A 25,519-nucleotide genomic window follows, 5' to 3' on the forward strand; every position below is an offset into this window, starting at 1 on the left:
TTAGGTTGAAGTGTTTAAAGCGATGGAGGCATTAAAAAATGCTTTGATAATCGCCAAGTTCAACTTGAATAGATTTGATACGGGTATAGTGCCCAAGCGTAGTTAAGCCATTTTCGCGGCCTACACCAGATTGTTTATAGCCACCGACTGGCATCTCGGCAGGCGATTCACCCCACGTGTTAATCCAGCAAATACCTGCTTCAATCTGGTGAATAATGCGATGAGCACGGCTGATGTCTTTAGTAACAACGCCAGCAGCTAAACCAAAGGTGGTGTCGTTAGCACGACGGATGACTTCTTCTTCAGTTTCATAGCTTAAGATGCTCATGACAGGTCCAAAAATCTCTTCTTGAACAATAGCCATCTGGTCAGTGCAGTCGCTAAATACTGTAGGTAGTACATAAGCGCCTTTTGCAAGTTCGCCTTCTGTTGCGCGGTCACCGCCAATTAACACTTTAGCGCCTTGTTGTTTGCCTGACTCAATGAAAGACAACACTTTTTCCATATGAGGGAAGCTAGTGAGTGGACCGAAGTTTGTGTCTTCAGCCATTGGATCGCCAATGCGAATACGTTTTACACGCTCTACAACCGCTTTTTCAAAGTCAGCTAAAAGTGATTTTGGAACAAATACGCGTGTACCGTTAGTACATACCTGACCTGAGCTAAAGAAGTTTGCCATAACGGCAATATCTGCGGCACGGTTGAGGTCGGCATCTTCACAAATAATCAGTGGAGATTTACCACCGAGTTCCATGGTCACTTCTTTTAGCGTAGAGCCAGCAGCACTTGCCATGACTTTTTTGCCAGTTTCCACACCACCAGTAAATGAGATTTTTTCAATCACAGGATGTTCAGTGAGCCACTGACCAATTTCACGGCCAGCACCTTGCACCACGTTAAATACGCCGTCTGGAACGCCTGCTTCTGTATAGATTTCTGCAAGTTTAAATGCAGTGAGGGGAGTGGTTTCACTTGGTTTGAAAATCATGGCATTACCCGCAGCAAGGGCAGGGGCAGATTTCCATAAAGCAATTTGAATTGGATAGTTCCAAGCACCAATACCAGCAACTACACCTAACGGTTCACGGCGTGTATAAAAGAAACTTGATTCGCGAAGTGGAACTTGTTCACCTTGAATGGCTGTTGCAAGTCCTGCGTAGTATTCAAGTACATCTGCGCCAGTCACAATATCGACTGTAGATGTTTCGCTAAAAGCTTTACCTGTGTCGAGTGTTTCAAGACGGGCAAGCTCATCATTACGTTCACGAAGAATGTCGACAGCACGACGTAAAATACGTGAACGCTCCATGGCAGTCATGGCAGCCCAGATTTTTTGTCCTTGTTGGGCACTTTGTACAGCAGCTTCAATATCTTGTTCAGAAGCTTGCTGAAGAGTCGCGATTGTCTCGCCGTTGGCAGGGTTAATACTATTAAATGTTTTACCACTGGTTGCTTTAACATAGCGTCCATGGATATACAATTGATGAACTTGTACATCACTCATTTTGTCTCTCCTGCAAAGGCTTGTTCGCAAATTGCAATTGCGTTTGTACATAATCGTAAGCAATGGAACGAGCAAGGTTGCTGTCAAATTCGTTATGACGGCTTAAACTGCCTCGTAACCATAATCCATCAATCAATGCTGCCAAACCTCTAGCGGCAACACTGGCCTGTTGTTCATCCATTAACTTAAGAAAATAAAATTTCAAGTTGGAGTACAGGCGTTGATCATTAATCTTTTGTAAGCGGCTTAAGTCTGGTACATGCATACTTGCTGACCAAAAGTCCAACCAGACCCGCATTGCTTTTTCATTGACCTGACTAATGTCAAAGTTAGAGTCGATAATGGCCTTAATTTGGCTCTCTGGATGCGAATCTGCTTCTGCTCTGTACTGTTCGGTTTTACGACGCAGAACATTTAACATTTCTTGCATACAGGTATTTATCAACCCTTGTTTGTCGCCAAAATAATGGCTGACAATGCCGGTCGACAGCTCGGCTTTTTTTGCAATTTGTGCAATGGTGGTATTGGATAACCCCACTTCATAAATTACGTCGAGTGCAGCGTTCATGATTTCTTCACGTCGCACATGTTCTGGTTTTACTCTGCGTTTTGTCATGGTTGTCCACATCAGCACTTTTAGTGGTGCTTAAAATTCAACATGTTAACTTGCAGAGCATGATAGCACTTTTTTATCATACTTGTTATTGATTGAACGTTCAATCAATAACAAGTATGATATGTAAAAATCAATGAATTTTTGAACAAGCTTCTAAAAATAAAGAGGTGAAATCAAAGGTTCTTAAGGATAGGATGATGCGCATAAGTACATTACTTATCACGTTATTTTGAGAAAAATACACCGATTGCAAGGAGCAATAAGATGGTGTTGAAAAGTGATGGATATTCTTCAGACCATATTCGGTTAAATCGTTTCGTATTTTGGAGTTCAGCAATCAGTATCGGTATTTTTGGCCTACTTTTTGTGCTGTTTCCAGAAAAAAGTCAGTTTTGGCTGACCTATGTACAAGAGCAAGTAAATCACTTTTTTGGGTGGTATTACATGCTGGTTATTGTGCTGTGTCTGGGTTTTGTTGGTTGGCTCGCTTTTTCAAAAGTAGGGCAGATTCCTTTGGGAAAAGATGACGACAAACCAGAGTTTAGTTATTTGGCTTGGACTTCAATGCTGTTTTCGGCAGGGATTGGTATTGCGCTACTTTATTATGGTGTGGCCGAACCGGTTGACCATTTTTTAAGACCGCCAGAAGGTGAGGCAGGAACGATTCAGGCAGCCCGTAATGCGATGACTTATAGCTTTTTGCATTGGGGGATTCATGGCTGGGTACTTTATGCATTGCTTGGAGTTACTTTAGGCTACTTTGCTTTTAGACAAAACTTACCATTAGCACTGCGTTCAGCGCTTTACCCAATTTTTGGAGAGCGAGTGCATGGCTTGGTGGGCGATTTTGTCGATGGCTTTGGGATTTTAGCGACTGTTATTTCCTTGGTTACCAACTTGGGAATCGGAGCGTTAGTGCTTGTATCGGGCATTTGTTATTTACTTCCGCAAATTCCGGATAACTCTGCGACCTTAATTACTGCCGTGCTCATCATGATGTTCGTTGCGACGATTACGACAGTGGTGGGTATTGAAAAAGGTTTGGCGTGGTTGTCGCGTATTAATTTACGTTTGCTGTATGCATTACTTTTATTTGTATTTTTAACAGGTCCGACCAACCATTTATTAAATGGTCTGGTACAAAATACTGGCGATTACCTCAATAATTTTATTGGTAAAAGTTTTGATATGTATTTGTACAATCAAAAAGCCAGTGGCTGGTTGGGTTCGTGGACTGTATTTTATTGGGCTTGGGGGATTGCATGGGCGCCTTTTGTCGGTATGTTTATTGCCCGCATTTCAAAAGGACGCACCATTCGTGAAGTAGTATTGGGTGTATGCCTGATTCCACTCGGCTTTACACTGGCTTGGATTTCGGTTTTTGGAAACACTGCAATTTATTTTATCTTGCAGCAAAAACAGAAAGTATTAGGTGATATGGTCTTAACTGATCCAGCATTATCTTTATTTAAATTACTCGAATATCTGCCGTTTAATCCTTACGTTGCGGGTATTGTTGTTGTAATTTGTTTCGTTTTATTTTTGACACCAGTTGGTTCTGGTACACTAATGATTGCTAATTTGTCCTCAAAAGGGGGCACCAATGATAGTGATTCACCGATCTGGTTACGCGTCTTTTGGTCTGTGGTAATTACCATTGTAAGTATTGGCTTGCTTTTAGCCGGTAGTTTTAACTCCATGCAAAGTGCTGTGGTGTTATGTGGTTTACCATTTTCAGTCATTATTTTGCTCTATATGTTTGGTTTAGCTAAAGCATTAAAGCAAGATGATTTTGACCCTCAATTAGTGAAAAAACAGTTAGCTGTTTCAAAAGACATTTCAGTCCCATCGAATTGTGACCAGAATAAAGTGACCGAGGTTTTATAACCTCAATCGATCACATCTATATATTATTTTTTTGCGTTTAAAGTCGTCTTTTCATTGTTTTAAATAAGAGTGAAAAGACGAAATTAAATATTTTGTTTTTATTTTATTCCTTGAGGATTGTATGGCAACAGATAATCCAAGAGCAGTTGATGATTTAACATTATCTAAATCTAAAAAAGACCCGCTCAACCGTGTGGTTTTTTATTTTTCAGCTGTACTTATTTTAATTTTTTCTCTCGTCACGTTTTTGTTCAACGATTTTGCAAATCGAGTCATGAATGCTGTGCTTCAGTGGGTAACTTCAACTTTTGGTTGGTATTATCTGCTTGCCGCAACACTATATATGGCCTTCGTGATTTTTATTGCCTGCTCAAGATATGGCAGTATCAAATTAGGCCCTAAGCATTCAAAGCCTGAGTTTAGTTTACTCAGTTGGTCTGCCATGCTGTTCTCTGCTGGTATTGGTATCGACCTCATGTTCTTCTCGGTCGCTGAACCACTATCTCATTACATGCAACCTCCGGTTGGAGTAGGTCAAACCTATGAAGCAGCACGCCAAAGTATGGTTTGGACCTTATTCCACTATGGCTTAACTGGTTGGTGTATGTATGCCTTGATTGGTATGTCATTGGGATATTTCAGCTATCGTTATAATTTGCCGCTTACCATTCGTTCTGCACTTTACCCAATTTTCGGGAACAGAATTAATGGTGCGATTGGGCATAGTGTTGATACAGCTGCCGTGATCGGGACAATTTTTGGTATTGCGACGACCTGCGGGATTGGAGTAGTACAGCTGAATTACGGCCTACATGTGTTATTGGGATTACCAGAAAATATCTGGATGCAATTTATACTGATTGCTGTTGCGGTGGGTATTAGTATTATTTCAGTGACATCCGGGGTCAATAAAGGCCTGCGGATTTTATCTGAAATCAATATTTATGTTTCGGTCGGGTTATTGCTGTTTATTTTATTCTTGGGAAATACCGAGTTTTTACTTAATGCCCTTGTCCAAAATATTGGTGACTATTTAACTCGTTTCCCTGCTTTAGCATTACAAAGTTTTGCTTTTGAACAGCCTAAAGAATGGATGAGTAGTTGGACTTTCTTCTTCTGGGCGTGGTGGATTGCTTGGTCTCCATTTGTAGGACTCTTTTTGGCACGTATCTCAAGAGGGCGTACCATTCGTGAGTTTGTATGCGGTACCTTAATTATTCCACTTCTATTTACACTTACGTGGTTATCTATTTTTGGTAATAGCGCACTGCACAGTGTTATTTTTGAAGGCAACCAAACCTTAGCAGCGACGGTGTTAGCTAATCCGGCTCATGGTTTCTACGACCTGTTAGCGCAATATCCGGGCTTTACCTTTATTGCTTCAATTGCCACCGTAACAGGGCTTTTGTTTTACGTGACTTCTGCCGATTCGGGAGCACTGGTTTTAGGTAACTTCACGACTAAACTCACTAATATCGATAATGATGCCCCACGTTGGTTAAGCGTGTTTTGGGCTGTAGCGATTGGTTTACTCACATTAGCCATGCTCATGACCAACGGCATTACTGCCTTGCAAAACGCAACTATCATTATGGGATTGCCGTTTAGTTTTGTGATGTTTCTTGTGATGGCAGGGCTTTATAAGTCGCTCAGACTTGAAGATTACAGGCATGCTAGTCTCAGTATGAATGCAGCGCCAGTGGTAGGGAACGTGGATATTCTGAACTGGAAACAGCGTTTAACTCGAGTCATGCATCATCCAGGAACTACTGAAACACAGCGCATGCTAGATATGGTGTGTTTGCCAGCTGTTCAGGCTGTTGCTGATGAGTTGATTAAGCAGGGCATGAATGTGGACGTGCAGCAAACCCCGCTTGAAGATGAAGATACGCTTTACCATCTAGATCTGACTATCCATTTGGAAGAAGAGCAAAACTTTGTTTATCAGATTTGGCCTGTACGTTATAGCGCGCCTAACTTTAGCCAGCGTGTAAAACGAGGCAAGCAGTTCTATTTCCGACTTGAAACCTATCTTTATGACGGCTCGCAAGATAACGATCTGGTCGGTTACAGTAAAGAACAGGTCATTAACGATATTTTAGATAAATATGAAAGACATATGACGTTCTTACATATTAATCGTATTAGTCCCGGGAATCGTCCATTGTTCCCAGATCCACAAGCTTAAGAGGAAAATGCATGGCTTCTCCTTATCTACATTCTTTTGCTTTATTTTTCTCGTTGCTCAATCCATTTTTAATGAGCATTTATATGATTGGCCTGATCCGCCATTCAGAAGCCAAGGTGTTTAATAAAGCACTGATTCAGGGAAGTTTGATTGCTTTTGTCGTGTTCATGCTATTTGCATGGGGCGGCGAAACAATTTTTAGTAAATATCTGAATGTACGTTTTGAAGCCTTTCAGATTTTTGGAGGTCTTATCTTTTTGGTGATTGGCTACCGCTATGTGTTTCAGGGGGCCGACACCATTGGAGAAATGCGTGGTGCTCCAGAACATCTGGCTGGCACCATTGCCATGCCGTTTATGATCGGCCCAGGGACTATTAGCGCTGCGGTAGTCACAGGGATTGAAATGTCAATTGGTGAGGCAGCCCTAGTGATTGCCTTCACCTTGTTTTTAACTTGCAGTATTTTGATTTTGATGAAATTTTCACATGATCATTTACGCTATAAACATGCCAAACACATTGACCGCTATTTTGACATTGTCGGGCGTTTATCCGCTTTATTAATTGGTACGATCGCCATTGATATGATCATTAATGGTGTAACAGGCGTCATTAATAAAGTTTAGCAAGTCACTCATAAGAACCTGCTATGCCATTGAACATGGAATAAAATGGCATAGCATCTTCTAAAAAATTCTAAGATAAATAGAACAGCTTTAAAAAATAACTTTAAAAATAGTGCCTTAAAAAATTAAATTTTTAAAAACAATCAAAGATATTAAAAAATACGATGCTATGTTATGGATTTAAGCATGTTTTTTTTGTGAATTATCAACCATAATGTTGACTGAGCTTGTTTTAAGACAGAGTTGAGCTATGCCTACATTAGATGAAATGACCACAGCAACTGATGATCAGTCTGAATTGACGATGTCAGTTTTGATGACGCCTGATATGGCAAATTTTTCAGGTAATGTTCATGGTGGTACGATTCTAAAACTACTAGACCAAGTCGCTTATGCTTGCGCAAGTCGTTATTCGGGTGGCTACGTGGTGACTTTATCTGTAGATAAAGTAAATTTTAAAGAACCTATTTATGTAGGTGAGTTGGTAACCTTCTTGGCAAGTGTGAACCATGTAGGTCGTACTTCAATGGAAGTCGGTATCCGTGTTGAAGCGCAAAATATCCAGAAGCGGACAGTGCGCCATACCAATAGCTGTTATTTCACGATGGTTGCTGTTGATGAACAGGGCAAGCCATGTGAAGTACCTCAATTAAATCTCAATACAGAATGGAAGCGTTGCCGCTTTGAAGCTGCTGAGCATCGTAAGGTTTTACGTCTTCAAGAAAACCACAACCCATCTTGTAGCATGTATAAGAAAACTTCTTAAAAAAATAGATCAAATTAAAAAAGGATCGAACCGCAGCATGGTTCGATCCTTTTTCTTCTTTACCAAAATTCAGCGTCCATTTTTCATTTCAGTAAAATTATCTCTGAGCTTGGAGGAGAATGCTGAGAGAATTAACGAGTTGCAGGAGCAGCTTCAGAAGCAGAACCTACAGCATCAGATGCAGCATTTGCAGTGTTTGCTTGTTCTTGAGTTGAAACAACAACTTTTTCTTCACCAGCAGTGTTATGTGCTTGGTCGTGCTTAGAAGCAGCAAAAGTTGAAGCAGCAGTTAAAGCAAGTGTAGTAGCGAGTAAAGTTTTAGCTAATTTCATTTTATGGCATCCTTAAATTTCATTTAAAAATAAATTAAACCTAATCGTTCATACCTACCTGAAACCTGTATGGCTGAATGACTAAGCTAGGACACATGCTAAGCCGAGCTTGGTATTACATCAATTAACTTAACAATCTATTACGGCTATCTTAACAATATGAAATATACGGGTCATTTATGTGAGCAATCTGTAAAATAAAAGGGCTTAAATACACCTTAAAATGTGAAAAAATATTTCTTATCGAGTAAAAAAAAGCCAACTGTGTTACGTAAACCTAACACTCTGGCATGAATTGTGAATGCGCCTAAATAGAATATTCCGTTTGAATTATAATTATCCAGAGTTAATATAGATTTTAAATGAGATGTATGTCACATATTAACTATTTTGGCCTGATAATTGAAAAGTATATCTTCAAAGTGAAAAATCATTTTCATGCTACTTAAACAGTGATATATCTTTCTTAGTTTTTTTAAACCTTGTTGATTTGAGCCGCTTGTGAAACTGATTGCCCAAAAAACTGTTCCCACCCATATTATTTCTGGTTTTTTAGGGGCAGGAAAAACCACATTATTACAGCATTTATTAAGTCAGAAACCTAAAGATGAGGTGTGGGCTGTATTAATGAATGAATTTGGGCAAATTGGAGTAGACCAACAACTCTTACCCCAAGATGAGGGATATGCAGTCAAAGAACTATTAGGTGGTTGTTTATGTTGTAGCAGTCAATTACCTATGCATATTGCTTTAGCACGGCTATTGAGTGAACAAAAGCCAGATCGACTCTTTATTGAGCCGACTGGACTTGGGCATCCTTCTCAGTTATTTGACCAACTGACTGAACCTCATTGGCAAAGTAGTTTAGCCATGCGAGCGTTGATTACGGTGGTCGATGGTAGTCGTTTGCATGATACTAATTGGGTTAAACAAAACCTTTATGAAGATCAGTTAAAAGCTGCCCAAATTGTGGTGGTGTCACATACTGATGTGATGACTTTTGAAGATGATCAGGCGCTTGAGTTATTAAAAGACGAATACCAGCCTTATCACCAAGAGTGGATTAAAATTGAAAATGGTCAGTTAGCGTTAAATAAAATTGATGTAGCTGCTCGTTTAACTGAGCGATCTATACAACCTTTACTTAAACTTCAAAAGCAAATGACTGAAACCGAAGTCGTAAAGGAAATTAATCAATTACCTTATCATTATGTCGAGTCGGCACAAGGTTATATTGTGGCAGGTTGGAAGTTGCCTAAACGCTGGAAATTCGAATTTTATGCTTTGCTAGATTTATTATGTGCACAGCAAGACTGGCTTCGAATTAAGGGAATTTTTAACACAGATCAAGGGTGGAAAGTTTTTAACTTTAATCCTGATCAGTTTAATTATAAGTCTGGTGAAGAGGGCATTGATAACCGTATTGAAATCATTAGCGAACATAATCATGATTGGTTGGCTTTTGAAACAGCATTACTTGCCTGTCAGCTTGAAGAATAGAGAACATTAAACCAAAGATGATTTAATGTTCTCTGAAGAGTGGGATTAAGGTTTGCTATCTAAGACAGCTTTAGCTTGCGCATGGTCAATATCTTTTTCCCAGTGAGCAATCACTACGGTTGCGACACAGTTACCAATTAAGTTGGTACAGGCACGAATAATTCCAATAAACCAGTCGACTGAAAGTAGAAGCACTAAGCCAATTGCAGGGAGACTTGGTATCACTGAAAGTGTGGCTGCAAGAATAACTAAAGCCGACCCGGGAATACCGTGAGCACCTTTAGAAGTAATGAGCGAAACCAGCAAAATAGCCAGTAAGTCATGCATAGACAAATCAATATTGCAGGCCTGTGCAATAAAGATCACGCCTAAAGTTAAGTAAATTGAAAAGCCATCTAAATTAAATGAATAGCCAGTTGGAATAACCAAACCGACAGTTGAATCTTTAATTCCCAAATTTTTGAGTTTTTTCATAATTTGAGGAAGAACAGAGTCAGAAGAAGCGGTACCTAAAACAATAGCGAGTTCATCTTTAAAATAGCCCACAAATTTGAAAATGTTGAGACCGGCAAGTTTTAAAATCGAACCTAAAACAATAACGACAAATAAAATGCAGGTTGCATAAAACAGTAAAACTAAATAACCCAATTGTAAGAGTGAATCTAAACCAAATTTAGCAGTGGTATAGGCGACTGAACCGAATACACCAATTGGAGCTAAACGAATAATAAGTCCCATAATTTTAAAGAAGACTTCCGAAAAAGCTTCAAGCGCTTGACGTACTAACTCTGCTAAATGTTTAGGAATTAAAAGTAGGGAAACACCAAATAAAATAGCGATCAATAAAACCTGTAAAATATCGCCGTTTGCAAAAGCAGCAGTAAAGGTCTTCGGAATAATATTGAGTAGAAATTCCGAACCCGTATGCATCTCGTGGGCACGTTCGGTATAGGTACTTAAATCTTTTGCATCTAAATGGCTAATATCGATATTCATACCGACGCCCGGTTTAAATACATAGGCCACAATAATGCCTAAAATTAAGGCAATACTGGTGACCACTTCAAAATAGAGAATGGTTTTTGCACCGACTTTGCCCATTTTTTTAATGTCATTTGCACCATAGATTCCCAGTACAACCACACAAAACACAATCGGTGCAATCAGCATCTTAATTAAAGAAATAAAACCATCACCTAATGGCTTTAGAGATAGGGAGAAATCATGAAAGCCGATTCCAACTGCAACCCCAAGAAAGAGCGCACAAAGAACCTGTAAAAATAAACTACGCTTGAGCTTTAGCCACATAAGTCATCAATTTTAGCAAGAGGAAAATATATCTCTCTAAAGCAAAAAGTCGGCCAACTATAAAATAAGCTGAGCGTTTTGGAAGAATATGCAAATTTCACATGACTATGCTTTGTATTGTTCAGTTTTTTTATAATTTTTTACCTAAAATCGAGTATCCTTAGCGCCAAATTTTTGGACATATTAATCATGGCGCTTAAAGCAACAATTTATAAGGCAGACTTGAATATTGCCAATATGGATGATCATATTTATGGTGATTATCAACTGACGCTTGCCTTGCATCCTTCGGAAACTTTAGAACGCTTAATGGTTCGTTTGATGGCTTTTGCCCGTTTCGCAAGTGATGAGCTTGAGTTTACTAAAGACCTTTTTGAAACTGATGAGCCAGCATTATGGCAAAAAGATTTAACGGGTCAGTTAGAGACATGGATCGAAGTTGGTTTACCGTCTGAAGATAAAGTCAAAAAAGCCAGTGCTCGCTGTAAAACAGTTGCGCTTGTTGTGTATGGCACACAAGTCGAAGACTGGTGGAAACGAAACAGTAAGATTAAAACGTTAAGTAACGTTCAAGTGTGGCAAATTGCCCCTCAAAGTACAGCAGAGCTTGAACAACTCTGTGAACGTACAATGCAGCTTCAATTAAATGTCATGGACAACGAGTGGACGCTTTTAGATGAAAAGGGTCAGGCAAGTGTTGTGTGGACACAGTTACAGTAACATAGAAAAGCGCAACAAATTCTACAGATTCAGTTGGTACACTAAGTACCAATTGCGATTTTAAAGATTCAGATTAAGGGGTAAACCATGTCAAATGAATTAGAAATTATCGATTTAAAAGTAGGTGAAGGCAAAGAAGCGGTTAAAGGTGCTTTGATTACAACTCACTATACAGGTTGGTTAGAAGACGGCACAAAATTTGATTCTTCAATTGATCGCGGTAATTATTTTGAATGTGTGATTGGAACAGGCCGTGTAATTAAAGGTTGGGACCAAGGCATTATGGGAATGAAAGTTGGCGGTAAGCGTAAATTAATCGTACCTGCTCATTTAGCTTATGGTGAGCGTAAAATGGGTAAGATTATTCCTGCTAATTCTAATTTAATTTTTGAAATTGAATTATTCGATGTCAAAACTCGTGACTAGTGAAAATTTAAAGCCCTTTAGGGGGCTTTCTTGTTTATATGAGCTTTAAATATAAATACATTATTAATTTATATTTTAGCTTTTTTAATATTTAAGATTATTTTCAGATTATTTGATTATAAATGCTGACTGAGAAACTGTTCATTTATGGGCAGGCTGACATTAAGACCAAATTCCAAAAAGTTTGCGTCTTAAAATCAAACTTCGCATAAATAATCTATATTGTTATTGAGACGCTATTTCATGATTATCCGCTTTGCATCTCCTTTGTTGAACATATCACTTGGCTTAGCTTTGGCAGGCTTGTCAGGCATGGCATTAGCCAAACCACCTAAACTGGACGCGTCAACACTTACGGTGATTGGTTATCATGAAATTACCGATACTAAAAATGCGTTAATTCCTCAATATGCAGTGACGACTCAACAATTTACACAGCATGTTGAATGGCTGCAAAAAAATGGATTCCATTTTATTACGGTTGATCAGTTGATCCGTGCTCATCAAGGTAAATTTCAATTACCTACAAAACCTGTTCTATTAACTGTAGACGATGGTTATCAATCTTTTTATCAAAATGCTTATCCTGTTATTAAAGCTAAAAAAATCCCTGTAGTACTTGCAGTAGTAGGTTCATGGTTAGAGCCAAAAGCAGGGCAGAAAGTCGATTTTTCAGGGGAAGAAATTCCACGCGATAAAATCTTAAGCTGGGGTGAGCTGAAAGAGATGCAAGATAGTGGCTTTGTAGAAATTGCAAACCATAGCTATCATTTGCACCGTGGCATTACAGGCAACCCACAAGGCAACTCTGAACCTGCTGCAACTACTCGTTTTTATGATGTAAAAACTCAAACTTACGAGAACGATGCACAATATCAGTCACGTATTTATAACGACTTAAAGAAAAATAACGAACTACTCAAAGCACATGGCTTACGTTCACCACGTATTATGGTATGGCCTTATGGTCGCTATAATATGCAAACTGTTCAAATTGCTAAAAAGCTTGGTATGCCAATTACCATTACACTTGATGATGGGGCAGACCACGCAAAACAATCTCTCCAAAATATGAGTCGTATTTTGGTAGAAGGCGATATGACGACTGATGATTTGGCTCAAGAAATTAAAAATCGTGAATTGAATTTAACGGATAACAATCGTCCGCAAAAAATTATGCATATTGATCTGGACTATATTTATGATCCAGACCCGAAACAGCAAGAGCGTAATTTAGGTCACTTGTTAGACCGAATTAATGCGATGGGCGTAAATACCGTTTATTTACAAGCTTTTTCAGATCCAGATGCGAATGGCTCTGCTGATATGGTGTATTTCCCGAACCGTCACCTTCCAATGCGTGCCGACTTATTTAACCGTGTAGCATGGCAAATTCAAACCCGTACGCCTGTAAGTCGTATTTACGCGTGGATGCCTTTATTGGCATGGGAACTACCAAAAACTGATCCTGTTTCTAAGGATTTGGTGGTAACAGAGCAAGCAAAAGCTGGTGAACACCTCAACATGGGGTATATCCGTTTAAGTCCATTCTCAGCCGATGCACGTCAAACTATTCGTGAGATTTATCAAGATTTGGCTAAGTCATCTTCATTTAACGGAATTTTATTCCATGATGATGTCACCTTATCTGACTATGAAGACGCAAGCCCAGATGCCTTAAAAGCCTATGCAAAACAAGGTTTACCGACAGATTTGGCAAAAATTCGTGATAACGATCAAGATTTGCAAAAATGGACGGCATATAAGACAAAATATCTAGATGATTTTGCAATGCAACTTGTTGATGACGTGCGACAATATGAACCGTTCTTACTTACCGCACGTAACTTATACGCGCAAGTTGCTTTAAAACCATATGCAGAAAACTGGTATTCACAATCGCTTGAAGAGTCATTAAAACGCTATGACTTTACGGCTATTATGGCAATGCCTTATATGGAACAGGTCGATAACTCTGATCAATTCTATAAAGACATGATTGATCGCGTGAAACAATATCCAAATGGCATTAAGAAAACCGTTTTTGAATTACAGGCAACCGACTGGCGTAAAAACGAAAAGGTACCTTCAACTGAAATGGCCGCAACAATTCATTCTCTTTATCAGCAAGGTGTAATGCATGTCGGATATTACCCAGATGACCCAATTAAAGATCATCCGGATGTTGATGTGATGCGTAAAGCATTTGCTGAAAAATCATCTCGTCTTGTGCCGTAGTTGAGGCTAAAACATGACAATCTTTGCTGCAATATGGTCGCATGCCTTAAAATTCGTTTTCTATTATCCATTATTCATGTCGTATTTATGGATGATTGGCGCGATCATTTTCTATTGGAAAGAACGTCAGGCCCCGCCTTACGATCAACCAGCTCCATTAGAGAGTTATCCAAAAGTCGCTGTGTTAATTCCTTGTTTTAATGAAGGGGATAATGCAGAAGAAACCATTAGCCATGCATTAAAACTGGACTATCCTCATTTTGAAGTGATTGCGATTAATGATGGTAGCTCGGACAATACAGGAGAGGTACTCGACCGTTTAGCAGCACAACATGAAAAACTCCGTGTTGTTCATTTGGCGCAAAACCAAGGTAAAGCCATGGGGTTGCAAGCCGGAAGCTTAATGACCGACGCCGAGTTTTTAATTGGTATTGATGGCGATGCTTTACTTGATCCTCATGCAGCAAAGTGGATGATTCGTCATTTTCAGGAAAATCCAACAGTTGCAGCTGTGACGGGTAACCCGCGTATCCGTACTCGCTCAACTTTATTAGGACGTATTCAGGTCGGTGAGTTTTCTTCGATTGTCGGCATGATTAAACGTGCACAACGTACTTTTGGGCGCTTATTTACCGTCTCTGGTGTGATTACCGCTTTTCGTAAGAGCGCTGTTCACCAAGTCGATTATTGGTCACCAAATATGTTGACTGAAGATATCGATATTACTTGGAAATTGCAGCGTGCAGGTTGGGACATTCGTTTTGAACCGAATGCCTTAGTCTGGATTTTAATGCCTGAAACTTTAAATGGTTTGTGGAAACAACGTTTACGTTGGGCTATGGGCGGGGCACAGGTATTAATTAAAAATATTGATGTGTTCACCAAACCAAAATTAAATTTTTTATGGCCTTTAATGTTTGAGCTTTGCTTAACCTTAGTTTGGTCATATTTAATGCTGGCGATGGCTTTATTATGGTTGGTACATTTTATTTTACCGGTCCCTGCTTTAGCCGTTGTGAGCTCTCCATTTTTACCGTATGGTAGCGGTATTTTATTGGGGGCAACCTGTCTCATTCAGTTTGCTTTAAGCAAATGGATGGATAGTCGTTATGAACCGCATCTAGGAAAAAACTATTTCTGGATGATCTGGTATCCATTGGTCTTTTGGCTAATCACCATCTCGGCAACTATTGTGGCATTTCCAAAAGTTTTGAAACGTGGAGATGAGAAACGTGCGCGTTGGGTGAGCCCGGATCGGGGCATTCGTGGATGAAATGCAAGAGTCATGAGATTTTAAAGATCGTGCTGTATTGATGTCTGGGGAAAACCACAGCACTTCGTTAGGTAAAGAGAGAAATGAAGACAAATTCGTTGATTATTGATTTACGCCGTCAATTACCATGGCATAAACGCTATGCTTCTACAACAAGCACAGCCATGATGTGGGCGGTTTGGTTGTTGCTGTGGCGTCCATTTGTACTGATCTGGGTTTTAGCTGAGCTCCAAAAAACACATTTGGTTCACCGTTTGTTTAGTGCGTTTGGTTTAGGCATTGAACATGGTATTACTGCGTTAATTGCTTGTGCAATTTGCTTATTATTGTGGAGTCATGTGCTGCCTGAGCATCGTGTTGGCGGTAATGCGCTTAAAGCAAAACAGACAGAGGATTATGCGCGCTATTTTGATTTACCTGAACATGAAATTGAACAGGGACGTAGTCAGAAAATTACAGTCGTTCACCATGATGAGCTAGGTAAAATCGTTAGAGTTGAATAAAGCCGATTAATAAAAAAAGCCCGCATCATGTGGGCTTTTTCTTACGCTAATTTCAGTATATCCATAAGCTTTAAACTATAGAGTGCAGTGCTTGTGCAGGTATTATTTACCTTTGAAAACAGGCGGTCTTTTTTGCAACATGGCAAACACACCTTCTTGAACATCTTCTGTGGTGAGCAATGGTTGAAGATGAGTTTGCAGTTGCTTAAAGGCAACCCCGTAACCTTCGTTAATAGCTTCACGCGCAGAGGCGAGAGTCGCTTTTACAGCAAGAGGAGCAGCTTGCGAAACATGTTCAGCAAGTTCTATGGCACGGCTGAGCTGAGAACCATCTGGGCATATTTCGGTAATCAGGTTCATGTCAAATGCTGCTTGGGCATCGAAAGAGTCACCAGTGAGTAAATAACGCATGGCTTTGGCCCAACCGGCAGCTTGAGTAAATCGTGCTGTAGCTCCACCAAAAGGTAAGATGCCACGTTGAACTTCCATTTGAGCAAATTGTGTATTTTCACTCGCAATCGTAATATCTGCGTTGAGGAATAGTTCTATACCAGCTGTATAACAATAACCCTGTACTGCCACTATCAAAGGTTTACTCAGTTTCCGGCCTATTGTGCCCCAAGGGTTAATTTCATTTTCACTAAAATCAAAAACACCTGTAGCGAGTTTAGGTTGTAACTCAACTAGGTCTAAACCAGCTGTAAAATGATCCCCATGAGCAAAGATAACCGCACAGCGCAGGGCATCATTATTTTCATATCCGGTGAGCGCTAGTGATAAGTCTTTGATCATGTGACTATCAAAAGCATTACGTTTTGCTGCCCGATCTAGACCAATTAAAAAAATATGTCCACGAGTTTCACGGCTGACTTTTCCTGCTTGATTTGACATATTGTCACGCTCTTTATTTGTCTTTAATCATGTTTTAAACAATCGTTTAAAAACTAGCAAATATAATTTGTTCGCGACTCGATCGGTATTTCTTTTATCTGTGCATTGAAATAAATCGATGACATTAGAAAAGAGTAAAACCTCAGACAACCTTAATTTCCATAATTTATTTAAATTAGCAGTTTGCTTCGCTTTATATTTTTCTCATAATACTTCGTCAAATTGATCTCAATAAGCAGCTGTTTTATGTCACCTCTAGAAATCTTTGCGGTCTTGATTAGCCTGATTGGAGTCGGATTAACGGTAATCCGTAATATGTGGTGTTGGCTGTTTAATTTCTTTGCCTTTGTTTTATATGCGTATTTGTTTTACGAATTTAAGCTATATGGCGAAACGATTTTGCAGTTCTTTTTTATGGTGGTAAATTTTTATGGCTTTTACTACTGGCTTAAAGGAAAGCAGCAAGATCACGATATTCGAATTGAACCGATTGCAGTTCAAACCGCTATCATCCAAATGATCATTGCCGCGGTAGGTGGCTTGCTTTTTGGCTTAATTCTTAAAAACTTTACTGATGCAGCAGTTCCTATGCTCGACTCACAACTTGCCGCATTTAGTTTACTTGCAACGTATTGGACCAGCCGAAAACATATTGCGACTTGGATACTTTGGGTATTTGTCGATATTATTTATGTCGGTATGTTCATCTATAAAGATTTATTTTTAACAGCCGCTTTGTATGCAGCATTTGTTTTGATGGCAGCTTATGGTTGGTATCAATGGGAAAAGGTTAAAAAGAAACAGCTTTTAGCCTCAAACCAGCTTTAATTTGGAGAGCGATCATGTTGTTGAGCTTAGAGGTTTATAAACAACAACAGTTTGATCAAATGGCTGCAAAAATAATGGCAGAGCCAAAAGAATATTGTGAATTTAATTCTGTATCAGATTTTTATAATGCTGCATGGCTTAAGAAATTTCCACAAGGCAGCCAGATTTCTGCGACAGGTTTAGATGATGGTGCCGAAGAGTTTTATGCAATTATTCAGTTTAAAGAGCAGTATTTAAAATTTGATATTAAAGAAAATAATTCGACAATTATCTTTAAAGATATGAATGAGAACGTTTTAAAAAGTAATTTTTAATTTATGAAATAAAATCTAAAAAAAGCGACTTAACGTCGCTTTTTTTAATAAATAAATTTGGAAATTTTATTCGCTGTTTCAACAACTAAACTTGCGATATCTTCTTTAAATGTTCTTTCATCGTAAGTTGTAATTGGACAACTCACAGAGATAACAGCGACCATTTTCCCGTTTGACTGTTTAAAAATAGGTGCCGCACAGGCTGCCATATCATGATTGTAATGACCCCAGCTCACCATGGTTTTTTGAGTTTTTACGTAAGAGAGTCTTTGCAATAAAGCTTTTAAATTGGTTGGCGTCAGTTCAGAGAAACTGTCCCAATCGCTAAAATTGCGGTAACGCTGACGTACTTCCGTTTCAGGTAAATCAGATAAAAGCATTTGACCAATGACGGTTGCATGAGCAGGCCAGCGAGTTCCTAAACTAATGTTGCTCGTAAAGGTTCCCATCGACTGGATATTATTTACAAAGACAATATGAGTGCCTTCTAAAATTGAAAGATGTACCGCGAGTTTGGTTTGGTCACGTAGTTCTTTCATTAAAGGTGTCGATAAATCGAGTAATGAAAGTTTAGATAAACTGTTAAAACCAAGTTCCATAACTTTTGAATCGAGAGCGTAAGTTTTTTGAGATGCTTTTCTTAAATAGCCACAAGATTCGAGTGTATAGATCAGACGAAATGCACTAGAACGGTTCACTTCTAAAATTTCAGCAATTTCTGTAATGGTCATTTCTTGCGCTTGTTGGTTAAATGCTTGCAAGATAGCTAAACCCCGTACAAGACCGGGAACTAAATATCGATCATCATTTTTTGTTGTTTCCGATTCTTGCGAATCTTCATCAATTGCTATGCTCATTCGTGTCATTTTCCTATAAATAAAACATGATTCAATTTGGGGCATGCTGCTTTATTTTATAACTATTGTAATTGTTAAAAATGCATAAAACAATTTTTATATTTAAAACTTTGTTTCCTTCTTGAAACGTAACAAAATATTTAAAAATTAATAAGACAATGAATTTTATATTTATTTTTACTTTGACAAAAAATGATCAAGGGGATTATGCTTAGCTTGTGTTTTGAAAATCAAATTATGTTTTGTATATAAAACAAAATGAGGACGCAAGGTATGAGTTGGATCTCAGTTTGTCAGCAGGGTGACGTTAGCGAAGATGAGCCGAAAGCCATCGAAATTGAAGGGAAAAAAATAGGCGTATTTTTCGTCGATGAAAATTACTTTGCTATCGAAAATGTTTGCCCTCATGCGTATGCCTTATTAACCGAAGGATTTATCGAAGATCAGACTGTTGAATGCCCATTGCACGAAGCAATTTTTGACATTCAAACAGGTGAGCTAAAAAGTGGGCCAGGGTGTAGAAACCTATGTACGTACCCAGTTCGTGTTGAAGGACAGGATATTCAAATTCAACTCTAGTCCTCACATGTACAAGGAAGCAGAACAATGAAGACATTTAATGAAAAGTTGGCAAGCTGGATTCATGCAACGCCGGCAACCGAAGCAGGTATCAACAATATTCAAATTCCAGGTCAATCTGAATTGTTGGTTTGGCAGACACGTTATAAAGAACCAACGCTCTATGAACAGGATTTTGTAAAAAACTTGATTCAGGCATTTTCTGCGGGCGCAACAGAGTTAGATGACGTTGTTTCTGCACTTAATCAACAGGGTTTCCGCTGTGAATCTGGTGATGAATGGACTTCTGCAAGCTTTACAGAAGAAATGCAACGTTTAGGTTATTGATTCAGGGAAGAATAAAATGAACGCAATCGTATCAACTTCACAAAGCGCTGAAGAATATTTAGAACTTGGTTTACGTGACCAATGGCATCCGGTTTTGGCAAGTTGGGAAGTCGCTGCTAATCCGGTCGGAATTACCCGTTTAGGCGAAAATATTGTGGTTTGGCGTGATGCCGAAGGTCAGGTCCATGCACTTGAAGATCGCTGTCCACACCGCGGTGCTCGTCTTTCCCTTGGTTGGAATTTAGGTGATCGAGTTGCTTGCTGGTATCACGGTGTTGAAGTTCGTGCTGATGGTGTAGTTGCCGATGTGCCAGCAGTTCATGAATGTCCAATGACCGGAACTAAATGTTTAAAGAACTATCCTGTAATTGAGCAACATGGCGCAATCTTTATCTGGTTTGGCATCGATGCAAATGAACAACCAGCACCGCTTGAGTTCCCAGAGCAACTTGCAAGTGAAGAGTGGAGTGCATTCCTTTGCCAAGCAGACTGGAAAGTAAACCATCAATACGCGATTGATAATGTGATGGACCCAATGCATGGGACCTATTTACACGCGACATCGCACTCGATGGCAGATGGTGAACGTACTGCAGAGATGAAGCACCGCACGACCGATAATGGTTTTATTTTTGAAAAAGAAGGTCAAACAGGTGTGAACTTTGACTGGGTTGAATATGGTTCAACAGGGGCAAGCTGGTTACGTCTTTCAATTCCATACCGCAAACAATTTGGCCCAGGTGGCGAATTCTGGATTGTGGGTTATGCAACGCCAATTGATGCCAATAATACTCGCGTATTTTTCTGGCGCTGTCGTAAGGTAAGTGGCTGGCAACGTAATGTATGGCGTTTCTTATATCGCAATCATTTAGAACAGTTGCACTGGGATGTATTGGAACAAGACCGAATTATTTTAGAAAACCTTGCACCAAATGCGCGTGAAAAAGAGTTCCTCTATCAACACGATGTTGGTCTTGCACGTTTACGCCGTTTAATGAAAAAAGAAGCTGAAAAGCAATTAAAGAAAATTGCTGCACTAAATGCATCAAACCGTATCGAGATGCAGGAACAAGCTCATGGCTAATGTAGCGTTGTTGCAAGGCAAAAAAGTTTTAGTGACTGGTGCTGCACGTGGTTTAGGCCGAGATTTCGCTCAAGCCATTGCCGAGGCAGGTGCTGAAGTTGTGATGGCAGATATTTTGTCTGACTTGGTGCAACAAGAAGCACAAGCTTTACAGAAACAAGGGCTAAACGTTCATGCTGTCACCGTTGACCTTGCCAATGCAGACTCTATTGAAAATGCGGTTGCAAAAAGCGTGGAAGTATTACAAGGACTAGACGGACTTGTGAACTGTGCGGCACTGGCAACCAATGTCGGTGGAAAAAATATGATTGATTACGATCCTGAACTTTGGGATCGGGTCATGAATATTAATGTGAAAGGCACATGGCTGATCAGTAAGGCCTGCGTTCCCCATTTAAAGCAATCGGCTGCTGGCAAAATTATTAATGTTGCTTCCGATACGGCACTTTGGGGCGCACCGAACCTAATGGCTTATGTGGCAAGTAAAGGTGCAATTGTTGCCATGACGCGTTCAATGGCAAGAGAGTTGGGACAATCTAATATTTGTGTCAACACATTGTCACCGGGTTTAACTCTGGTTGAAGCAACCGAGTATGTGCCCCAAGAACGTCACGATTTATATGTCAACGGAAGAGCGATTCAACGTCAGCAACTTCCACAAGATTTAAATGGAACAGCATTGTATCTACTGTCGGATTTGTCCTCTTTTGTGACAGGTCAAAATATTCCGGTCAATGGCGGTTTTGTCTTTAACTAAGGAGTAGTCAAATGATTACAGGGATCGAGATTTTAAAGTTTGGAGTTGAAGATAGAGCCGCTTCAAACAAGTTTTTGGCAGATTTTGGTTTAAGCCAAAGTACTTCAGATATTGAAGGCACAGATTTATACCAAACCCAAAATGGCAGTAAGATTTATCTATTTAATTGTGATGATGAGCGTTTGCCGACTGCAATTGAGCAAGGTTCAACTTTACGTGAAGTGACTTGGGGTGTTGATCATGCTCAAGACCTTGAAGAATTGGCAGCTCGTTTGGCCGATGTAGAAGGTTTTAAACGTTCTGAAAATACAGTTCAGTGTCTTGACCCAAATGGCATGACCATTCGTTTTGAACAAAGCTTTGTTAAAGAAGTACCTGAACTTAAAACGGAAGGCATTAACCAATACGGCAACATTCAACGTGTGAATGCCGCAAGTCCAGTCTATGAAAAAGGTCAGCCTGTTGCAATTGGACACGTGGTGTTTTTCACACCGGATTTGGCAACAACTGAAAACTTCTATATCGAGAAAGTAGGTTTCCATTTATCGGATGCCTATAAAAATCGCGGTGCATTCTTACGTTGTCGTGGAGAAGGTTATCACCACGATTTATTCTTGCTCAGTGTTCCAAATAAACCTGCTGGCTTAAATCACGTTGCGTTTGTAGTACGTGATATCCATGAGGTGATTGGGGGCGGTCTAAATATGAATCGTTCGGAGTGGTCAACCTTTATTGGACCAGGACGTCACCCAATTTCTTCTGCTTATTTCTGGTACGTCAACTCACCATTAGGTGGTGCATTTGAATATTACACCAACGATGATTATTTGACAGAAGAATGGCAACCACGTGTAGAAGAACATCGTCTAGAGCTTTTCACTGAATGGGCGATTGAAGGTGGTCTTGATGACACACCCCGCCGTCAGGTGAAGCCTGTTTAACAGGTATTGCTTTACAAGGAAGATGGCTATGGAAAAGATCGTAATTGTAGGTGCCGGACAGGCAGCGGGTTGGGCAGTAAGTACCTTGCGTCAAAATGGGTATGTGGGTGAAATTCACGTGGTTTCAAATGAAGATCAAGTGTTTTATGAACGTCCGCCACTGTCTAAGCAAGTACTTTCAAAAGAAGCAACTTATGAAAGTTTGAATCTGTTCTCACCTGAACAGGTTCAAGAGTTCAACGTTCAATGGCATAAACCGGAAATTGCAACAAAAGTCGATCGTGAGCAAAAACAGGTTCATTTAGAAAGCGGTCAGATTTTGCCGTATGACAAATTGCTGATTGCAACTGGAAGCCGTGCGCGTGTACCCGTCAATACATGGCAGTTCATTCCAAATGTTGTGACTTTACGCAATGTGCATGATTGTGAACGTTTGGCTGAAATTTTAAAGAATGCAAAAAATGTCGCTGTGATTGGCGGTGGCTGGATTGGTTTAGAAATTGCTGCAACTGCGCGTAAGCAAGGTAAAGATGTTCATATATTTGAATATGGCGACCGCTTATGTGCAAGAAGTGTGAGTCCGGAAGTGTCTGCATTTTTAAAAAATATGCATGAAACCCAAGGCACAAAAATTCATTTAGACAGCAAGAGCCTTCATTTGGTTGAAGCACCTAATCAGAAAGTTGAAGTGGTGAACCATCCTCAAAATAGTCAGTTATTTGACTGTGTCGTGGTAGGTGCAGGCGCCGAGATTGCCAAAGAGTTAGGTGTACATGCTGGTCTCGATGTGAAAGATGGCATTGTAGTGAATTGTTTTGGGCAAACTTCAGATCAAAACATTTATGCCGCAGGTGATGTCGCGATTCATCCTGGTTTGGGTTATTGCATTCAGTCTTGGGCAAATGCACAAAATCAGGCAATTGCAGCAGCAAAGTCGATGCTCGGCATTGAAACTGAATATAGCGATATTCCATGGCTTTGGTCAGATCAATATCACTTTAATATCCAGATTTTAGGTACGTATCAACCTGAAAAAACGAAGGAAGTAGTCATTCGCCAAGGCGGTGAAGATCAGGTGAGCTATTTATATCTGGACCATGAAAATCGTTTGCTCAACATGATTGCCATTAATGATTCTAAACTGGTCAAACTGGCAAAACGTTGGATGCAAGCCAACACCGTTTTAGATCCAAAACTATTAGCAGATGCTGAATTTAATGTCATGAAGTTAAAACCGTAAACATTAAATCTGGTTCTCATTACCAAATCGAAGGAATGACACATGAGTAATGAAGAAAAAAGTGGATTGAAGCATTGGGTACCTGCTTTTGTCCTTATGGTATGTGTGGTACTGGCGTTTTTCGACAAGATTAGTATTGCGGTTTTATTTTCAGATCCTCATTTTCAAAGTGCAATGGGAATTGCTGAAGATAAGGCCAAGCTCGGATGGCTCATGACAAGTTTTTTACTTGCTTATGGTTTTTCATCAGTCTTTCTCAGCTTTTTGGGTGACATCTTTAACCCAAAGAAAATGCTGTTCTGGAGCGTAACGTCGTGGGGCGTACTCATGTTCTGTATGGGGTTCACCACCAGTTATTCAGGCATGTTGATTTTACGTGTACTGCTTGGTTTAGCAGAAGGCCCGTTATTTGCCTTGGCATATACCATTGTTAAGCAGACTTATACGGACCGTCAGCAGGCACGTGCTTCTACTATGTTCTTACTTGGAACACCGATAGGTGCATTCCTTGGGTTCCCAATCACGGCAAATGTTTTAGCTCACCACGACTGGCACACCACTTTTTTTGTGATGGCTGCGCTAACCCTGATTGCGATTTTTAGCATTGTTTTTGGTCTGCGTAACTTACAGCTCAAGAAAACTGTCGAAATTGAGGGCGAGAGTAAACGCACTAATTTCAAAGGTCACATTACTAATACTAAATTGCTGCTCAGCAACAGCGCATTCTGGTTGGTTTGTCTCTTTAACATTGCGTTGATGACTTATTTGTGGGGCTTAAACAGCTGGGTTCCTTCTTACTTAATGCAAGACAAAGGATTCAATCTCAAAGAGTTTGGGATGTATTCAAGCTTTCCGTTCATTGCCATGTTAATTGGCGAAATTATCGGTGCGTTTTTATCTGACAAGTTAGGCCGCCGCGCAATTCAAGTATTTAGCGGTTTATTACTCGCGGGCATCTTCATGTATGTGATGGTCATTATGACTGAGCCTCTATTGATTATTGCTGCCATGTCTTTAAGTGCTATGGCATGGGGTTTTGGGGTCGCAGCTGTATTTGCTCTGCTTGCAAGAGTAACGACCTCAAATGTAGGGGCGACTGCGGGTGGAATATTTAACGGTTTAGGTAATTTTGCAAGTGCAATTGCGCCTGTTCTTATCGGTTACATCGTGATGCAAACACACAGTTTTAATTTAGGAATTACCTTCTTGGCTGCTGTCGCTGTCATTGGGTCGTTGTTCTTGGTTCCTCTTTTAAAACGTTATTAATTCACTGTATAGGAGTTTAAAAAATGACTACACAACAATTCGAATCGTGGGCACAACCAGAGGGTGCTTCTTTAGAAGATTGGTTAAACACACGTATTGCTCGCTTTGAGACACGTAAATATGACTTCGATGCTTTGAAGTTCCAAGCAGATTACGACCCGAAATATCGCCGTGCACAAATGCGTTATATGGGTACGGGTGCAACAGGTGTTGCAAATGACGGTAACACTGTACCAGCAGAAAACTTCACGTTTTCAACCATGGTTCTGCCACCACAGTGTGAAGGTCCTTTGCACATTCACCACGATGTTGAAGAAGTGTTCTTTATGCTTCGCGGCGAAATTGATTTGTTCATTGAGCATAACGGCGAAAAATTTGAAACCCGTTTAAAAGAGCGTGACCTGATTTCAATTCCACCGGGTATTTACCGTGGTTTGTTTAACCCAGGTCAAGAAGATGCCTTGATGTGTGTGATGTTGGGAACAGGTAAACCAACCATTCCGAACTATCCACCAGAGCATCCGTTGTCTCAAATCAAACGTTAATTG

General features: G+C 39.9%; 26 protein-coding genes. 20 read left to right on the forward strand and 6 right to left on the reverse strand.

Going from position 1 to position 25,519, the window contains the following annotated elements; all coding sequences use genetic code 11:
- Nucleotides 1-31: 31 nt before the first annotated feature.
- Both betB and betI read right to left on the reverse strand, forming a co-directional pair.
- On the reverse strand, nucleotides 32-1,504 hold the full coding sequence (gene betB / locus J690_RS18705; RefSeq protein ID WP_032037452.1) for a betaine-aldehyde dehydrogenase: 1,473 nt from the start codon (nucleotides 1,502-1,504) through the stop codon (nucleotides 32-34).
- Nucleotides 1,497-2,120, reverse strand: a complete 624-nt coding sequence (gene betI, locus J690_RS18710; protein ID WP_005070763.1) for a transcriptional regulator BetI — start codon at nucleotides 2,118-2,120, stop codon at nucleotides 1,497-1,499. Before betI ends, betB begins: the two co-directional genes overlap by 8 nt.
- A gap of 264 nt (nucleotides 2,121-2,384) precedes the next feature.
- On the opposite strand from betI, the gene J690_RS18715 reads away from it, so the two are divergent.
- The 4 genes from J690_RS18715 to J690_RS18730 all read left to right on the forward strand — a co-directional run bounded on the left by J690_RS18715 (nucleotide 2,385) and on the right by J690_RS18730 (nucleotide 7,587).
- A complete protein-coding gene (locus J690_RS18715) occupies nucleotides 2,385-4,007 on the forward strand; it encodes a BCCT family transporter (protein WP_032037453.1) in 1,623 nt (540 codons plus the stop codon).
- A 121-nt stretch (nucleotides 4,008-4,128) separates the two neighbouring features.
- Nucleotides 4,129-6,195 (forward strand): choline transporter, encoded by a 2,067-nt coding sequence (locus tag J690_RS18720; protein WP_032037455.1) that lies wholly within the window; start codon nucleotides 4,129-4,131, stop codon nucleotides 6,193-6,195.
- Nucleotides 6,196-6,206: 11 nt separating this feature from the next.
- Nucleotides 6,207-6,821: a MarC family protein gene (locus tag J690_RS18725; protein WP_002117499.1), complete on the forward strand. Its 615-nt coding sequence runs from the start codon at nucleotides 6,207-6,209 to the stop codon at nucleotides 6,819-6,821.
- A 250-nt stretch (nucleotides 6,822-7,071) separates the two neighbouring features.
- On the forward strand, nucleotides 7,072-7,587 hold the full coding sequence (locus tag J690_RS18730; RefSeq protein WP_005070756.1) for an acyl-CoA thioesterase: 516 nt from the start codon (nucleotides 7,072-7,074) through the stop codon (nucleotides 7,585-7,587).
- A gap of 131 nt (nucleotides 7,588-7,718) precedes the next feature.
- On the opposite strand, the gene J690_RS18735 is transcribed toward J690_RS18730, so the two are convergent.
- Nucleotides 7,719-7,919: a hypothetical protein gene (locus J690_RS18735; protein ID WP_000761577.1), complete on the reverse strand. Its 201-nt coding sequence runs from the start codon at nucleotides 7,917-7,919 to the stop codon at nucleotides 7,719-7,721.
- A gap of 501 nt (nucleotides 7,920-8,420) precedes the next feature.
- On the opposite strand from J690_RS18735, the gene J690_RS18740 reads away from it, so the two are divergent.
- Complete coding sequence (locus J690_RS18740) at nucleotides 8,421-9,419, forward strand: CobW family GTP-binding protein (RefSeq protein WP_032037456.1); 999 nt, start codon at nucleotides 8,421-8,423, stop codon at nucleotides 9,417-9,419.
- Between the two features lie 45 nt (nucleotides 9,420-9,464).
- Here the strand turns inward: J690_RS18740 and dctA are convergent, their stop codons facing one another.
- Nucleotides 9,465-10,727 (reverse strand): C4-dicarboxylate transporter DctA, encoded by a 1,263-nt coding sequence (gene dctA / locus J690_RS18745; RefSeq protein WP_032004182.1) that lies wholly within the window; start codon nucleotides 10,725-10,727, stop codon nucleotides 9,465-9,467.
- A 189-nt stretch (nucleotides 10,728-10,916) separates the two neighbouring features.
- On the opposite strand from dctA, the gene J690_RS18750 reads away from it, so the two are divergent.
- The 5 genes from J690_RS18750 (at nucleotide 10,917) to pgaD (ending at nucleotide 15,887) form a co-directional block, all read left to right on the forward strand.
- Nucleotides 10,917-11,447: a YaeQ family protein gene (locus tag J690_RS18750; protein WP_032037457.1), complete on the forward strand. Its 531-nt coding sequence runs from the start codon at nucleotides 10,917-10,919 to the stop codon at nucleotides 11,445-11,447.
- An 87-nt stretch (nucleotides 11,448-11,534) separates the two neighbouring features.
- Nucleotides 11,535-11,873 (forward strand): FKBP-type peptidyl-prolyl cis-trans isomerase, encoded by a 339-nt coding sequence (locus tag J690_RS18755; RefSeq protein WP_002117532.1) that lies wholly within the window; start codon nucleotides 11,535-11,537, stop codon nucleotides 11,871-11,873.
- A gap of 243 nt (nucleotides 11,874-12,116) precedes the next feature.
- Nucleotides 12,117-14,111, forward strand: a complete 1,995-nt coding sequence (pgaB, locus tag J690_RS18760) for a poly-beta-1,6-N-acetyl-D-glucosamine N-deacetylase PgaB (protein WP_032037458.1) — start codon at nucleotides 12,117-12,119, stop codon at nucleotides 14,109-14,111.
- Between the two features lie 13 nt (nucleotides 14,112-14,124).
- Nucleotides 14,125-15,384 carry a poly-beta-1,6-N-acetyl-D-glucosamine synthase gene (pgaC, locus tag J690_RS18765; RefSeq protein ID WP_002117710.1) on the forward strand — a complete coding sequence of 420 codons (1,260 nt, stop codon included), beginning with the start codon at nucleotides 14,125-14,127 and terminating at the stop codon, nucleotides 15,382-15,384.
- An 83-nt stretch (nucleotides 15,385-15,467) separates the two neighbouring features.
- Entirely contained in the window at nucleotides 15,468-15,887 is a 420-nt protein-coding gene (gene pgaD / locus J690_RS18770) for a poly-beta-1,6-N-acetyl-D-glucosamine biosynthesis protein PgaD (RefSeq protein WP_005075401.1), read from the forward strand.
- A gap of 102 nt (nucleotides 15,888-15,989) precedes the next feature.
- Here pgaD and J690_RS18775 read toward each other — a convergent pair whose 3' ends face one another.
- Nucleotides 15,990-16,778 carry a crotonase/enoyl-CoA hydratase family protein gene (locus J690_RS18775; protein ID WP_032037459.1) on the reverse strand — a complete coding sequence of 263 codons (789 nt, stop codon included), beginning with the start codon at nucleotides 16,776-16,778 and terminating at the stop codon, nucleotides 15,990-15,992.
- Between the two features lie 246 nt (nucleotides 16,779-17,024).
- On the opposite strand from J690_RS18775, the gene pnuC reads away from it, so the two are divergent.
- Together pnuC and J690_RS18785 are read left to right on the forward strand one after the other, a co-directional pair.
- Complete coding sequence (gene pnuC, locus J690_RS18780) at nucleotides 17,025-17,606, forward strand: nicotinamide riboside transporter PnuC (protein ID WP_005070736.1); 582 nt, start codon at nucleotides 17,025-17,027, stop codon at nucleotides 17,604-17,606.
- 14 nt (nucleotides 17,607-17,620) lie between these two features.
- A complete protein-coding gene (locus tag J690_RS18785) occupies nucleotides 17,621-17,920 on the forward strand; it encodes a hypothetical protein (RefSeq protein ID WP_032037460.1) in 300 nt (99 codons plus the stop codon).
- Between the two features lie 44 nt (nucleotides 17,921-17,964).
- On the opposite strand, the gene J690_RS18790 is transcribed toward J690_RS18785, so the two are convergent.
- Nucleotides 17,965-18,777 (reverse strand): IclR family transcriptional regulator, encoded by an 813-nt coding sequence (locus J690_RS18790; RefSeq protein ID WP_017399043.1) that lies wholly within the window; start codon nucleotides 18,775-18,777, stop codon nucleotides 17,965-17,967.
- Nucleotides 18,778-19,050: 273 nt separating this feature from the next.
- Between J690_RS18790 and J690_RS18795 the strand changes: the two genes are divergently transcribed.
- Genes J690_RS18795 through J690_RS18830 form a run of 8 tightly spaced genes read left to right on the forward strand, consistent with a single transcriptional unit; the run spans nucleotide 19,051 to nucleotide 25,516 of the window.
- Nucleotides 19,051-19,356, forward strand: a complete 306-nt coding sequence (locus J690_RS18795; protein WP_002117586.1) for a non-heme iron oxygenase ferredoxin subunit — start codon at nucleotides 19,051-19,053, stop codon at nucleotides 19,354-19,356.
- Between the two features lie 27 nt (nucleotides 19,357-19,383).
- Nucleotides 19,384-19,683 (forward strand): recombinase-like helix-turn-helix domain-containing protein, encoded by a 300-nt coding sequence (locus J690_RS18800; RefSeq protein WP_005070730.1) that lies wholly within the window; start codon nucleotides 19,384-19,386, stop codon nucleotides 19,681-19,683.
- A 16-nt stretch (nucleotides 19,684-19,699) separates the two neighbouring features.
- The gene (locus tag J690_RS18805) at nucleotides 19,700-20,767 is read left to right on the forward strand and encodes an aromatic ring-hydroxylating oxygenase subunit alpha (protein WP_032037462.1); all 1,068 of its coding nucleotides are present in this window, start codon (nucleotides 19,700-19,702) and stop codon (nucleotides 20,765-20,767) included.
- The gene (locus J690_RS18810; RefSeq protein WP_005303273.1) at nucleotides 20,760-21,524 is read left to right on the forward strand and encodes an SDR family oxidoreductase; all 765 of its coding nucleotides are present in this window, start codon (nucleotides 20,760-20,762) and stop codon (nucleotides 21,522-21,524) included. The genes J690_RS18805 and J690_RS18810 overlap by 8 nt, the downstream gene beginning before the upstream one ends.
- 11 nt (nucleotides 21,525-21,535) lie before the next feature.
- Entirely contained in the window at nucleotides 21,536-22,465 is a 930-nt protein-coding gene (locus J690_RS18815; protein ID WP_032037464.1) for a VOC family protein, read from the forward strand.
- Nucleotides 22,466-22,493: 28 nt separating this feature from the next.
- On the forward strand, nucleotides 22,494-23,705 hold the full coding sequence (locus J690_RS18820) for an NAD(P)/FAD-dependent oxidoreductase (RefSeq protein ID WP_017387113.1): 1,212 nt from the start codon (nucleotides 22,494-22,496) through the stop codon (nucleotides 23,703-23,705).
- A 42-nt stretch (nucleotides 23,706-23,747) separates the two neighbouring features.
- Nucleotides 23,748-24,971 carry an MFS transporter gene (locus tag J690_RS18825; RefSeq protein ID WP_017399048.1) on the forward strand — a complete coding sequence of 408 codons (1,224 nt, stop codon included), beginning with the start codon at nucleotides 23,748-23,750 and terminating at the stop codon, nucleotides 24,969-24,971.
- A gap of 23 nt (nucleotides 24,972-24,994) precedes the next feature.
- The gene (locus J690_RS18830; protein WP_002117566.1) at nucleotides 24,995-25,516 is read left to right on the forward strand and encodes a cupin domain-containing protein; all 522 of its coding nucleotides are present in this window, start codon (nucleotides 24,995-24,997) and stop codon (nucleotides 25,514-25,516) included.
- The last annotated feature ends 3 nt before the right edge of the window (nucleotides 25,517-25,519 follow it).

It is taken from the genome of Acinetobacter sp. 742879 (assembly GCF_000588535.1).
Lineage (GTDB): Bacteria > Pseudomonadota > Gammaproteobacteria > Pseudomonadales > Moraxellaceae > Acinetobacter > Acinetobacter pittii.

Coding starts and splice junctions, on each gene's coding strand:
- betB (WP_032037452.1), bottom strand. CDS start 1,504: ATGAGTGATGTACAAGTTCATCAATTGTATATCCATGGACGCTATGTT.
- betI (WP_005070763.1), bottom strand. CDS start 2,120: ATGACAAAACGCAGAGTAAAACCAGAACATGTGCGACGTGAAGAAATC.
- J690_RS18715 (WP_032037453.1), top strand. CDS start 2,385: ATGGTGTTGAAAAGTGATGGATATTCTTCAGACCATATTCGGTTAAAT.
- J690_RS18720 (WP_032037455.1), top strand. CDS start 4,129: ATGGCAACAGATAATCCAAGAGCAGTTGATGATTTAACATTATCTAAA.
- J690_RS18725 (WP_002117499.1), top strand. CDS start 6,207: ATGGCTTCTCCTTATCTACATTCTTTTGCTTTATTTTTCTCGTTGCTC.
- J690_RS18730 (WP_005070756.1), top strand. CDS start 7,072: ATGCCTACATTAGATGAAATGACCACAGCAACTGATGATCAGTCTGAA.
- J690_RS18735 (WP_000761577.1), bottom strand. CDS start 7,919: ATGAAATTAGCTAAAACTTTACTCGCTACTACACTTGCTTTAACTGCT.
- dctA (WP_032004182.1), bottom strand. CDS start 10,727: ATGTGGCTAAAGCTCAAGCGTAGTTTATTTTTACAGGTTCTTTGTGCG.
- J690_RS18750 (WP_032037457.1), top strand. CDS start 10,917: ATGGCGCTTAAAGCAACAATTTATAAGGCAGACTTGAATATTGCCAAT.
- J690_RS18755 (WP_002117532.1), top strand. CDS start 11,535: ATGTCAAATGAATTAGAAATTATCGATTTAAAAGTAGGTGAAGGCAAA.
- pgaB (WP_032037458.1), top strand. CDS start 12,117: ATGATTATCCGCTTTGCATCTCCTTTGTTGAACATATCACTTGGCTTA.
- pgaC (WP_002117710.1), top strand. CDS start 14,125: ATGACAATCTTTGCTGCAATATGGTCGCATGCCTTAAAATTCGTTTTC.
- pgaD (WP_005075401.1), top strand. CDS start 15,468: ATGAAGACAAATTCGTTGATTATTGATTTACGCCGTCAATTACCATGG.
- J690_RS18775 (WP_032037459.1), bottom strand. CDS start 16,778: ATGTCAAATCAAGCAGGAAAAGTCAGCCGTGAAACTCGTGGACATATT.
- pnuC (WP_005070736.1), top strand. CDS start 17,025: ATGTCACCTCTAGAAATCTTTGCGGTCTTGATTAGCCTGATTGGAGTC.
- J690_RS18785 (WP_032037460.1), top strand. CDS start 17,621: ATGTTGTTGAGCTTAGAGGTTTATAAACAACAACAGTTTGATCAAATG.
- J690_RS18790 (WP_017399043.1), bottom strand. CDS start 18,777: ATGAGCATAGCAATTGATGAAGATTCGCAAGAATCGGAAACAACAAAA.
- J690_RS18795 (WP_002117586.1), top strand. CDS start 19,051: ATGAGTTGGATCTCAGTTTGTCAGCAGGGTGACGTTAGCGAAGATGAG.
- J690_RS18800 (WP_005070730.1), top strand. CDS start 19,384: ATGAAGACATTTAATGAAAAGTTGGCAAGCTGGATTCATGCAACGCCG.
- J690_RS18805 (WP_032037462.1), top strand. CDS start 19,700: ATGAACGCAATCGTATCAACTTCACAAAGCGCTGAAGAATATTTAGAA.
- J690_RS18810 (WP_005303273.1), top strand. CDS start 20,760: ATGGCTAATGTAGCGTTGTTGCAAGGCAAAAAAGTTTTAGTGACTGGT.
- J690_RS18815 (WP_032037464.1), top strand. CDS start 21,536: ATGATTACAGGGATCGAGATTTTAAAGTTTGGAGTTGAAGATAGAGCC.
- J690_RS18820 (WP_017387113.1), top strand. CDS start 22,494: ATGGAAAAGATCGTAATTGTAGGTGCCGGACAGGCAGCGGGTTGGGCA.
- J690_RS18825 (WP_017399048.1), top strand. CDS start 23,748: ATGAGTAATGAAGAAAAAAGTGGATTGAAGCATTGGGTACCTGCTTTT.
- J690_RS18830 (WP_002117566.1), top strand. CDS start 24,995: ATGACTACACAACAATTCGAATCGTGGGCACAACCAGAGGGTGCTTCT.